We start from the raw sequence: 12756 nt of genomic DNA on the forward strand, positions 1-12756 counted from the left end.
GCCTGTCTCTTGATCACAAGTCATTGTGTTCAAGAGACTTAGCTAGTTCATATCCTTCAAGGATGGTTTGTAACCTAAACCATCCTTGCCATAATGTCTTTACAGAAGCGCGACCCGTCCGCTTGGTATCTTTCCAGCCACCTAACCGTGCAATACTTTTGTAAGCCCACGATATATTTGGTGCTTCTTTGGGCAGTTTTTTCTTCTCCAATTTTAACCACATAAGCTTCCACGCTTTACCTTTTTACACCCGTTCACAACAGCTACTAGATAACTCTTTAGATTCGTTCATAAATCTTAACTGGAGTAAACGAGTAGCAATAAATGCCAAAATAACACTGAGCCTTTCTAAGTTATCTTTACTTTGCATTCTCAGTTGTTCAACTTACGTGCCTTCACTTTTCCAAACCTTGTGAAAATCTTCTATCAGCCAACGACGCTCATAATAACTGACGATGTTAAGTGCTTCCTCTTTGTTCGTTACAGGCTCTGATGTCAGTAAATGCCATGCGAGCTTGTTGTCACTCTCACCTTGCTCTATACATCCAACATAGTAGAGAGAGATATTATCGAACTCTTTTTTATTGGCGGGAGACTTAAGTGTCACGGGAGCATATTTGATGTCTAGATGAGCCGTGCGGGACTTACGACCGCCTTTTTGCGGTATTTTTAGCTCTTTGCTTCCTGCTGATAACAACTTGGAAGCGTAGTCATAAAGACGATTATCATGCTCCTCGATACAGCGACTTTGCATTGAGCGAACGATAAATCGTTGTTGTTGCTCGTGCTTGTAAGTGAGGTACTCGAATAAATCGGCTTCTCTATCACACACAGAAATAACCTCTGACATTTTCTCACCTAGTCGCTCTGCAACATGGCGAGATGCTTGTTCCCATTTATAACTTTCTTTTTCTTTGTATGGTCGAGTTGCGTGCTGGTGTCTTTGACCACGTTTTTCAATATCTCGGGTCCAGCGTTGTTGTTCGATTAAACCAACTACAGTGTGAGTTTCGGGAGCAAAAAGCAACGTTGAATGAACGAACATTGCTCGGTGTCGATTACCTTGATTGGAATGCCCGAGTGTATCTTGTATGCTGTGATGTGAGTAACTTAGAGAAGTGGTATCTTCCAATGCAAGCAGTGTTTGTTGTTTAAAAGCTTCTTGTGCTGTGACATAGAATCCAGCTTCTGCAATATCTTCTGCTTTGATTTGGTCATTACGAATAAAGCGATAAGCCCCTTCCATATCGGCTGGGGATATGATGAGTTTTGAGATAGGGATACCAGGTTGTTCAGCCAGAGAGGTAGCTAGAGCAACGAGTCTTTGAGTGCGTCTTGGGTCATTAAGATCGGCTTGACCGAATTGTTTTTTAGCCCAAAGAGTTGGTTCTATATAGGTCATCATAATCATCCTTATCATTGCTTAGATGATCAGATCATGAAACATAAAATTAGTTCAAAAAAATCCCCAAGCATTGGCTTAGGGATTTGTGTATAAGAGACAGGCTCAATGGCTGCCTTTAGGTATTGTTTTATTCGTTGTTATTTTTGTTCTGCTGCAGCAAACTTCTCTAGTCCCCATACCACAGCAATACCTAAGATCATTGCAAGTACAGCGTAAGTAATGAGAGCAGGTTGTCCAGTCACTTGCTCGAAGCTAAATGGAGATAGGTTATGCTCAAGCAGTGGTACTTGTTCTCCATGTGAGTTTACACGCCAGCTAATGACTTCTTTCCAAGGCCAAATCTTACTTAATGTACCGATCATCAAACCTGTAAGGAAAGTTAAAGCGAGATCTCGGTAGTTACGAAGAAGCCAAGATAAGAAATGAGAGAAACTTAATAAGCCAATTAAACAGCCGATTGCAAAAGTTCCAAGTGTTACAACATCAAATGATTTTGCAGCTGCAAGGATAGGAGCATACATACCCAGAAGCAGTAAGATAAAGCTACCTGAGATACCCGGTAAGATCATGGCACAAATAGCAATAGCACCAGCAATTAATATGTTAATTGGTGTTGGTTCCATCGCAACAGGGTGCAATACAGTAATGCCGTAAGCGAATACAGCACCAAAAATAATGGCAATAAAGCGGCCGATAGTCCACTTATCCACTTGTTTAAACATATGGATAACAGAGATGATGATGAGACCAAAAAAGAATGACCACAATGGAATTGGATGTGTTTCTAGCATCCAAGTAATAACTTTAGCGAAAGTGAAGATGCTAGTTAAGATACAAGCAAATAAGCAAATTAAGAAGGTACCATTGATATGCTCATAGGCACCTTTAATACCATCTTTACGAATAATACCAATTAGAGAAGGATTAACACGACGAATACTCTCAAGCAGGGTGTCGTAGATGCCAGTGATAAAAGCAATGGTGCCACCAGAAACACCAGGTACGACATCGGCTGCACCCATAGCCATGCCTTTTAGAAAGGTGAAAAGTTTATTCATTAGATTATGTATCTCTATGATAGCCAATAAAATTTGGCACATTATACAAGTAAGAGCAGAGATACTACCACAAATCACTGAGTTGATAAGGTGGCTTATTTGTAAGCAAAATCATTATGTGAGCAGAGTGCGTTATAAGGCTGCAAATTTGGTGGTTTTCGCTTTCTTAGCAAATTCAGCAAAACGCTCACATGGCTCTTGGTGGAAAGTAAAACTTGTTTGCTTACTGCCAATAATATCAAGCAGTAATAGTTCTGCTTGGTACTTTGCTTCTAATAATTGATCATTATTAAAATAACTCAATACTGGCGAGATAAGTGTTTTGTCAATTTGTTGTAAAGAGTAATAGCACTGGTTAATCGCAATCGTATCGTTGAACAACTCTAATGCTTGATACGGTGTTTTAATGCTTTCTTGCGATTGTAAAAGACGAAGTAACTTATCCCAGCGCTCAGCAGCTAAAATCCCCATCGCAACATACTCTGAGCGTTGGTAGCTTTTTAACAGCATGCGTTCATAGTCATCACGAATACCATTGTTATTAAGATCAACGCCAAAAAGAGAAGCTTGGTTATTTCCGGTGAACTGATAGGGACGTGGCACTTGACCGCTGCTGACGTTCTTAGCGGCTAAAATTTCTAATGACTTAAATTGGTTTAAAGGTAAATCAACATTATGTTGGGTGATTTTTTCTGGTGATAATTTAATTATTCGCGGTGAATCGCTTTCTGCATTAACGTTAAATGAAGCAAGGTAAGAAATACATATAAAAGTTAACTTTGTTATATTTCCCATAAATACTCTTCTTCACAACAATCCATAATGTGACATATAAGTAATAATCATCACTTTATTAGAAAGAAACTTCAATTTTCTTAGAGTAGAAATGAGATCCTTAGATAAGTATTTTTTTACTGATGTAATAACAAGATGAAAGAAGTTTGCGAGTGGTCTCAAATCAAAAGAAAGCGTTAGAAAACATGAAAATATGTGTAGTTAATGACCTTACATATGTTCAGCTTATATTTAGATTAAAAAACTATACTAAAGATAGAGAATGGGATATTCACCATTGTTCTACTCCTGCAACGGATTGTTTATATTACATTGTAATATCTAGGAATTATATGTCAGAGCATGTATTTGAAGTATTACTCATAGTGACCGCGATAATAATCGCACTTGGCTTATTTTTAATAATGGTTGCTCACTAAATTTCCAATTCCACACCATCAAATGTCAATAAAACAAAGTGACTTGTCTTATTGGCTTTTGAATGGATTTTAATTAACTTTCGATCGCTAGTTTTTCTAATAATCTGTTATGAACAACTTCTACGATAAGATCTGGTTGGAATTTAGAAATAAACTTATTACAGCCTACTTTTTCAGTCATTGCTTCATTAAAGTTACCACTTAATGATGTATTTAGCGTTATGTATAAATTAGACATTCTTGGATCATGTCGAACTTTATGCGTAAGGCGATAACCATCCATTTCAGGCATTTCTGCATCAGTAAACATCATTAGGATCTCATCCGTTACGGTTTTACCCACATGGCACCATCTATCGAGTAGATCATAAGCTTGCTGACCATTATTTGCTTCAATGACCTCAATACCTAATTGCATTAGTGTTGATTTGATCAAGTTACGTGCAGTAGGAGAGTCATCAACAATTAAAATCTTGTGACCTTGTAACTTTTGGCTAACTTCATTGTTTAATAATGCGTCGGAAATCTTAATGTTGTAGTCGATAATATTGGCAAGTACTTTTTCTACATCAATGATACCCACTAATTGATCCACGTCTTCTCGTTTAATTTGGCAGATAGCAGTGAGAAAGTTGTTTTTACCCACTTGATCTGGCGGTGGCTGAATATCTTTCCATGTCATATTGACGATATTCATCACCTGACCAACTAAAAAAGCCTGAACAGTACCGTTGTATTCGGTGACGATTAGGTTACTAAGCTCATCTATGCCAGTTGATCTCATCCCAATCGATGCACGTAAATCAATAACAGGAATAGATGTTCCGCGAATAGATGCAACGCCTTTTACATGTGAATGAGAGCCCGGGAGACAATTTAAAGTAGGAACCTTAACGACTTCTCGAACTTTAAAAACGTTGATGGCAAATAATTGATGGCTGTTGAGTTTAAAAATCAGCAGCTCCAATCTATTTTCACCAACGAGTTGGGTTCTTTGGTTAACACTATCTAGGATTGTTGCCATGTATAACCGTCCTTAGTTAATAATTGTGGCGCTACTGAATAGGTTAATAGTATCGACATATTTATTATTTAATTAAATGAAATGTCATTAACACTCTGATTTTTAGCTGAAAAAGTGAGCTAGATCTTAACTTGATGATGCAGCATCAAGTAGTTGACAAGATTAATCGGGTAAAGAAAGGCGGGTCGAGTTGTTCAAACACGAAAATCATTTAAAGCTGCATGGCAGTTAAAATATTTAAGCCAGAACGCGCATAAAATAGTCTCATCACTGTATATGGAAAACAAAATCTGTAATGAGTATTTTATAATTAAAAATTTGAAAGAAAAAACTGCTTTTGATACTGAATGTTTGGATTTAACGGATATGTTTACCTGTTTGAGCTGATAATTATTATCTGATCGTCTAAAAATATACCTTTTATCGATATTGTTAACAATAATAATCATTTAACCATTAATTTACATTGTTTTTGGTGGTTATTTAAAATCAACAGCTTGGGTTTTTATCTTTGTTATAGCAGAGATTTACATTCATTTTTGCAAAAGTGAAATCTTTCAATGCATATATACATATTGCCATTAAAGTGAGAAAATATTCCTAACAGCAATATTGAACTGTTTTAGCTGTAAACTAGAGAGGCATATATGAAATTAGCGTTAATTTTTTTACTATCATCGATTGGTGGCGTGCTTTCTGGTGAACATCTGCATTCTTTTATCGCAGGGTTTGGAATTGCAGCCGTTTCAGTTGGCACAGCATACTGGTTAGCATTTCGTTCAACGCGTTACCCTCAATTAGCGGTATTGCTTTTACTATTAGGTATGGTGGCAAAACTGGCTGTGACAGTTGTTGGTGTAATGTGGGGCTTAAAAGCGGACGTTATTAACTCACCATTTGTATTCTCGCTGTCTTATTTATTCTTCTTAATTGTTGTCTCTTATGGTTATTTCAAATTAAGAGAGTTTCAAATGGCAATGGTTGAGAAGCGTGCTGTTGTTTTAGAAAGTCAGACGGTAGAGCCTAAGCAAGGCAAAGATTCAAAACCAGCAATGACATCACAAGCAGCGTAAACAAAAAAGCGCTGCAAGATGACAAAGAAGTCACTTATTAAATTTGAACAATAAAAAAGAGGGCAAATAATAGCCCTCTTTTTTGATCTTATTGAATAACGACGTTTATATTAGAAAACGTGTTTACCCATTTGGAACACGTGCTTAACTTGGTTGTCATCAGAAAGCAGTGTGATGTTAGCTTTGTAACCTGCTTTTAGCATACCGTATTCGTTATCAATCTTCACAGCTTGAGCAGGATATAGCGTAGCCATACGTAGTGCTTCTTCACGAGAAAGACCAACATGGTCGATTAGGTTGTTTAGACCTTGGATCATAGTGACAGCTGCACCTGCAATTGTACCGTCAGCGTAATGACACTTACCATCAGTCACAAATGCTTTTAGACCTGCCATATCGAACTCAGTCATATCAGTACCAGCTGGTGCTACTGCATCTGTTACCATGAATAGTTTCTCACCCATGATTTCATGTGCGATACGAACAGAAGGGAATGATGCGTGGATACCGTCAACGATAATACCTGCATGTGGTTTTTTATCGAAGATGTAACCTACAACGCCTGGTTCGCGTGAACCTAGTGGAGTCATTGCGTTGTATAAGTGAGTTGCCATTTCTAGGCCGTTTTTCTCGCTCACTTGATCGTAAGTTGCATTAGTGTACGGCAAGTGATACTGTAATGCCAGCTTCACGAACGATATCGATAACAGATTGTGGTGTGTTTTCTGGTGCAACTGTTAGTACACAGATCTTGTCAGCATTGTCTGCTAGGTAGTGAGCAGTTTTCTCGTCTAGTTGACGGATAAACTCTTCACGGTGAGCACCTTTTTTCTCAACGCTGATGAATGGACCTTCAAGGTGAAGGCCTAGTACACCAAGTTGCTCAGGTTTTTCTGTGCCTTCAACCATCTCGATAACTTCAACAAGAGATTCACCATCACTTGTAATGAAAGTTGGTAGGAACTGAGTCGTACCACTCTTAAGGTTGGTTTCGTTCATGATTTTCAGTGTTTCAGTGCTAATTGCAGTGTTTAGAAGCACACCGCCACAGCCGTTTAACTGAAGATCAATAAAACCTGCAGAAGCTAGCATGCCTTTAGCATCAACAACCGTTTCAGGTAGTTCTGCCTGGTTTACTTCTGACATAGGAACGATACGTTGAATTACGTCATCTTGAACGAAGATAGCTTGATCGTTTAGCGTGTTCTGTCCATCAAATACATTGACATTAATAATTGCGATCATTGATTTCTCTCTTGTAATTTCCGAACTGAAGCTAGTATCGCTCAGTTAATCCTTTCTCTATTTACAATGTCTCGCCAATTTCGCGTTAATGCGCAACGAAACATTGACAGAATTCGTTAAAATGTATCTTATTTTTCTATGTGAAATAAGATAACTGTTTAGTCCCTGATACGTCAAATCATTTCATTAAAAAAACAGCATAATTCGACATTATTGGTCTTTAGTTATTCAGAAAAAGCATCGTTGAATATGATTTTTTTATTTAGATAATAAGTCGATTAGTATCATTAAGTGTTCGATTGTATAGTAATCGATATATAATTCATCACTTTATTTCAAGATGTAAGCAGATGCAGTATCTTATAGGGGAAGGAGAACAATATGACCACCCCTAAAACCATTTTCGGCAGTGTAGCGTTAGTGATAGCGCTTGGCTCATTAGAAAAAAGTATTGTAACAACACCCTTGCCTATGATTGGGCAAGAATTACAGGCAGGTGAATTGCTCACATGGGTTGTTGCTGCTTATTTATTAGCTTCGACAGCAGTTTTACCCTTATATGGAAAGTTAAGTGATCTATTTGGTCGAGTGCGTATGCTTAATATAAGCATCGTACTTTTTGTGATGGGGGCTATTGCATGTGGTCTATCGCAAGACATTAATATGTTGATTGCTGCGCGAGTTCTTCAAGGCATTGGCGGAGGTGGTTTGATTGCGCTTGCGTTTACGGTGATAGCAGACACGATTCCAGCAAAAGAAGTTGGTAAATATCAAGGTTATATATCCGTGGTTTATGCGGTATCGAGTATTGCAGGGCCATTACTTGGTGGCTTTTTTACTGAGCAATTGAGCTGGCGCTGGGTGTTTTGGATAAATATTCCATTAGGGTTGTTAGCCGTTTTCTTGATTAATAAGAACTTGAGCCTTTTAAATATTAGGCGAAAAAGTCGGTTTGATTGGCTTGGTGCATTATTACTGATGGTTGTCACTACGTTACTATTACTTGCGATTTCACCTGAAGCACATTTATCTAAAACAGTATTAGTAGGGTTACTGCTTGGTTTTTCTTTATTATTACTCGTTGTAGAAGCTCGTGTATCTGATCCTATCCTTCCTTATAAACTTGTTCACTTATCAGGTTATGCAATCAGCGTATTTTTGATCATGTGCTCACAACTCTTGATGTTTGCTGTGCTGGTTTATTTACCTCTGCAGATGCAATGGCAACAGGGTATGACGGCATCTCAAAGTGGTCTAATTATGGTTTTCTTTATGTTTAGTATCACTACTGGGGCATATTGTTCAGGCAAATATATTGCAAAGTCAGGGATATATAAGCGCAGTGCAGTTATTGGTTATGCTTTAGCGACGTGTTCATTAGTGCAATTGTATATGGGCTGGAGCGTTCATTTATCTTTGGTATTTGCAGGGCTTGGGTTAGGTTTTACATTGCCGGCATTGAGTGTCGTGGTTCAACATATTTTACCGCCAAAAGACAGGGGCATCGGGATGTCGATGTTTAGTTTTGGGCGAGAATTAGGCGGTGCTGTAGGTGTTGCTATCTGTTCAACTGTTTTTCATAGCCAAGTACCAACAGCTGATATTTCACAAAAGATCGATGTACTGGTTTTACAGCAAGGGTTTAATTTAACTTACCTTACAATGGCTGGGATTGCTGGGTTGGCGTTAATACTGACCATATTTGTACTAAAGAGTAAATCGTTAGATTGAGTGCAACTTATTAGCTTATAGGCAAGGGATAGTGATCAGCTATCCCTTTTCTTTGCACTTAATCTGGCTTTTCTGCAAAATAGCGCCCTTATCAATACTTGTGCTATCAAATATTACGGTAATTGGCAGCACACTCATGCAGTACAGGAGTCATTAATGCAGTGGGCTGACTGGCCGTTTATCTTTTCTCAGGTATTAACGCAATTTTCAATTGGCGCATTCATCATCTTAGGCGGCATTATGCTGTCAGGGAAATTATGTTTTGGGCAAAGTGACAGGGTACTAAAAACACTACCTATTATCTGGGTGTTACTCATCATAGCAATGCTATTACGAGAGGGCACACTGATGTTCTCTGGGGTGAATAGCGTATCAAGTTTTGGATTAGAAACCTTTTTTGCTTTGAGTTTTATCATTCTGACCATCACTTATTGGTTTTGTGAGAAGCACCTTATTGGTAGTGACAAGTGGAGAAAGTTATTTCTTATTCTGATTGTTACTTGGGGCGGGTTATATTTTATTGATGGTGTGTTAATACATGCGGTTCAAATTCAGCTTGTTGTACAGTTTATTGTAGCCGTACTTCTAGGCGGCTCGCTTTTGGCACATAGCATGCTGGTTAAAGCTGAGCATAAATTAACAGCGTTAAATCATGTATTTCCGTTATGTGGTGTCGTTTTGGCGATGATTGCTGTTGCTGCGAATATTAATGGCATTGGCAATTTAGTGTTACTGGCTGAGCAGGGTGCGATAACTAGTTTTGTGTTACGTGCAGTTAGCATTGGCACGTTATTAATAGCAGTAGGTTTATGGCTTATGCCGTTAATAACAAAAAGCAAACCTGTAGCAGCAATGATGTTTTTAAGCTGTGCGGTGATGGGTATTTCGAGTATCACTGCTGGGTTATCTATGTAGTTACTACTTTGATGCATTCATTGCATAATGAAAGGCCTCATATATATCTTCATATTGAAAATGTATATGAGGCCTTTTTATCATCGTATGCCAAATCAATAGTGATATGGGCACTTACTTTAAGTATATTTGAACACATCACTATTTAATTAAATTTAGCAGTGCTTTGAAACGAGCGCCACTGGCGACACGTTGTAATTCAAAAAGCAGCATTTCAGTTGAGCTTATTTGCGCTCCAGCACGTTGCATCTTATTTATTGCAACGATCTTGTTTTCCTCTGTTCTTGAGCTAACCGCATCACTGATTACTGTTACTTGGTAACCTTCTGCAATAAGATCGATAACGGTTTGATATACACAAATATGTGCTTCAATACCTATAATTATAATGGACTTACGTTGTTTTAACTGAAGCTGTTCAAGGAAGCTGATATTTTGAAAGGCACTAAACGTATCTTTAGCGATAGGACTATAGCCTTGCTGCTGTAGAGGAGTGGCGATTTGTGGAATGGTTGCACCTAATTTATCGGGTAATTGTTCTAGCCACAGTGTTGGAATATCGAAAAGTTCAGCGCCTTTTACCATGATTTCAGCATGGTGAAAGAAGTCATCCTTCTTGTGCATTAAGTGCGCGAGGTTGCCTTGGACGTCAATCACAACCAATACAGAATTATGGATATCAAGCATTGCGCGATTCCTTTTGTCTGTTAAAAATTTAATGGTTTGTAACCATATAGCTCTTTACAGTGTTGTAGAGAAACGGAACAATGCAAAGATACAAACGTAAAATAAATGTAAACAAAGGAAGTGGCGTCAACCATGGCTGAAAAGAAATCGAATCCGTTAAGTGAAATTGTTTTTAACGTTATTGTGCCTTCTGTGATCTTAATGAAATTCAGTGGTGAAGCTCAACTCGGTGCAGTAGGGGGCTTATTAGTTGCGTTAGCATTCCCTGTGGCATTTGGCGGGTATGAGCTTGTTCGCTATAAGAAGTACAATTTTATTGCTTTGCTTGGTATTGTCAGTGTGCTTTTAACAGGTGGTATTGGTTTGTTAGAGCTAGATACTAAATGGTTAGCCATTAAAGAAGCGCTGATCCCTGGTTTGATCGGTATTGTGGTATTTGGTTCAACATTTACTAAGTTCCCAGTCGTGCGCAAGTTAGTATTGAATGACAGCGTATTAAATCTAGGCTTAATCAACGAGCGTTTGAAAGAGAACAACAATCAGCATTTGTTTGATCGTTGCTTAACACAGTCAAACTACATGTTTGCGAGTACTTTTCTTTTCTCGTCAATCATGAATTACATTCTAGCGACAGTGATTGTAACCAGTAAGTCCGGTACAGAAGCTTTCAATGAAGAGTTAGGTCGCCTTACGCTACTTAGCTACCCAATGATTGCAATTCCATCAATGGTCATGATGATGGGGATTTTCTATTTTGTATGGCGTCAGATCCGTCGTATGACTCAGCTAGAAACAGCGCAAATTTTTAAAGCGCAATAAACAGCAGAAATAGATAGTGAAAGCAGTGGGTAACACCACTGCTTTTTTGTTGTGCGCCGAGCATGGTGCCAACCTAAGAGGTGAAAGTCCTTTACGCGCCTTGTCGAGCGGGAAGCGTTAGCCTATGCAAGGGTGTCCATCGTGAGGTGGAATCTGAAGGAAGCAAATGGCAAAACATTGCTTTGACGAACAGAAACCTGATAGTAGGCATAATCAACTTGGGTAACCTAGCAATAGATAGAACAGCCCAAAGCCTCGAACAGAAGTGTGATTATGTAAATCAGGCAGAGCTATGGGAAAGGGTGACATCTTACCTCGGGAGGTCTTATCGATTGTCTCCGTGACTAGGCTAGCAGTGATGCTAGACGAAGATTGATAAGAAATCAGCAGAGGGCATAGTACCTACGCAGTAGGGAAGGCCTGAACCAAGGTTTTAGATAAAACGGTAACAAATTCTCAGTGTGTGCGGAGTTTCAGTAAAGAGTAGAGTCCCTATAGCTACGTTATGAATATGCGGTGAAGTCGGAAATGGAACTGCAACTAACGAAGAGAGACAAGACACAGTGGCGTTGAAGTTAGATAGTTCATCTAGGCCAACAAATGTTGGTATACCTTGGAACCGCCGTATGCGACCCACGCTTGTACGGTGGTGTAAGAGGACGGAGGCCGCGAGGCCTCCTCCTACTCGATTGTGCTAAAGGAGGGTATTGAGATAAGTGTCTTAGAGATAAGATAAATATAATGTCTAAAACACAAGATGAACTTTTGAGTAATAATTTATACATGTAGATTTGATAATAGGCACGTTATGAAGCCAACCTCAATAATCATTGCATCATTATTTATTGTTGCTTGCTCAATTATCGATATTGCAAACTCTACAAATGAAGAAGGCGTGCAGTATGTGGATAAGAAGTGCAGTAATCTTCAATCAGATAGCCAATCATATTTCTTTTATTCATTTCTGGATAAACAATACCAAAAAGTGAACAAGCTCAGAGGTTTTATTAGTGAGCAAAATTACAAAGATTTAAATGTTGCATTGGCACAATTTAATGAACATTGGGAAATATTAAATCTACAAACCTATCAAGCATGTAAAAAATTAGCACGGTGTGAGTATCTAAAAAGACAGTACATTTCATCCTATAACAAGCAGCAACGAAATCGCTCTAAACTTGATATCAATAAGCAAAGAATGTGCGATAAAAGCAGTTTTGAGTTTGATTTAAGCAGAGTGAAAAGAGTGTCTTTTTACAGCGATGTTGAACGCCTCGAGTTAGTGAAAGAACACCATTAGTTTGTCCTTTCGTTAAATATCTATATCTTGTTTTTATAATTAAAAGAAAATCGTCGCTAACTCACTTAAAATTAATGCTTTAATGCCACTTTTCTGATGTAACTTACTTTATATTGTCTGTAATTATTGGCATTTAAAGGAATGCAATTAGCATTATTTAATACTGAATACATATCAAAATTTTCTCAAAAAACAGTTTTAGTGATATGGTATTAGTATCTATATTATTAAATATAGGTGTGTTCTTAGACGTAAATTTTCAATTGTGACGGATAGTTACACAGT

General features: G+C 38.1%; 9 protein-coding genes and 2 pseudogenes. 5 read left to right on the forward strand and 6 right to left on the reverse strand.

Annotation, left to right across the window (positions count from 1 at the left end; all coding sequences use genetic code 11):
- Window positions 1-13: 13 nt before the first annotated feature.
- From Q7674_RS03505 to Q7674_RS03520, 4 genes and pseudogenes are all read right to left on the reverse strand, one after another.
- Window positions 14-1402 (reverse strand): annotated as a pseudogene (locus Q7674_RS03505) (IS4 family transposase).
- 140 nt (window positions 1403-1542) lie between these two features.
- On the reverse strand, window positions 1543-2463 hold the full coding sequence (locus Q7674_RS03510; RefSeq protein ID WP_305421693.1) for a polyprenyl-phosphate transporter: 921 nt from the start codon (window positions 2461-2463) through the stop codon (window positions 1543-1545).
- A 132-nt stretch (window positions 2464-2595) separates the two neighbouring features.
- Entirely contained in the window at window positions 2596-3258 is a 663-nt protein-coding gene (locus tag Q7674_RS03515) for a hypothetical protein (RefSeq protein ID WP_045066376.1), read from the reverse strand.
- Window positions 3259-3750: 492 nt separating this feature from the next.
- Window positions 3751-4701 (reverse strand): chemotaxis protein CheV, encoded by a 951-nt coding sequence (locus Q7674_RS03520; protein ID WP_045066379.1) that lies wholly within the window; start codon window positions 4699-4701, stop codon window positions 3751-3753.
- A gap of 647 nt (window positions 4702-5348) precedes the next feature.
- Between Q7674_RS03520 and Q7674_RS03525 the strand changes: the two genes are divergently transcribed.
- Window positions 5349-5774: a hypothetical protein gene (locus tag Q7674_RS03525; protein WP_045066380.1), complete on the forward strand. Its 426-nt coding sequence runs from the start codon at window positions 5349-5351 to the stop codon at window positions 5772-5774.
- A 110-nt stretch (window positions 5775-5884) separates the two neighbouring features.
- On the opposite strand, the pseudogene nagA reads toward Q7674_RS03525, so the two are convergent.
- A pseudogene (gene nagA, locus Q7674_RS03530) lies at window positions 5885-7019 on the reverse strand (N-acetylglucosamine-6-phosphate deacetylase).
- Between the two features lie 381 nt (window positions 7020-7400).
- Between nagA and Q7674_RS03535 the strand changes: the two are divergent.
- Entirely contained in the window at window positions 7401-8750 is a 1350-nt protein-coding gene (locus Q7674_RS03535) for an MDR family MFS transporter (protein ID WP_045066381.1), read from the forward strand.
- Between the two features lie 156 nt (window positions 8751-8906).
- Entirely contained in the window at window positions 8907-9665 is a 759-nt protein-coding gene (locus Q7674_RS03540; protein ID WP_045066383.1) for a polysulfide reductase NrfD family protein, read from the forward strand.
- A gap of 141 nt (window positions 9666-9806) precedes the next feature.
- Here Q7674_RS03540 and Q7674_RS03545 read toward each other — a convergent pair whose 3' ends face one another.
- Window positions 9807-10352 (reverse strand): isochorismatase family protein, encoded by a 546-nt coding sequence (locus tag Q7674_RS03545; protein WP_045066385.1) that lies wholly within the window; start codon window positions 10350-10352, stop codon window positions 9807-9809.
- Window positions 10353-10484: 132 nt separating this feature from the next.
- On the opposite strand from Q7674_RS03545, the gene Q7674_RS03550 reads away from it, so the two are divergent.
- Complete coding sequence (locus Q7674_RS03550; protein ID WP_008989261.1) at window positions 10485-11171, forward strand: VC0807 family protein; 687 nt, start codon at window positions 10485-10487, stop codon at window positions 11169-11171.
- Window positions 11172-11979: 808 nt separating this feature from the next.
- Entirely contained in the window at window positions 11980-12471 is a 492-nt protein-coding gene (locus Q7674_RS03555; protein WP_023934354.1) for a hypothetical protein, read from the forward strand.
- Window positions 12472-12756: the final 285 nt, after the last annotated feature.

It is taken from the genome of Photobacterium leiognathi, from assembly GCF_030685535.1.
Lineage (GTDB): Bacteria > Pseudomonadota > Gammaproteobacteria > Enterobacterales > Vibrionaceae > Photobacterium > Photobacterium leiognathi.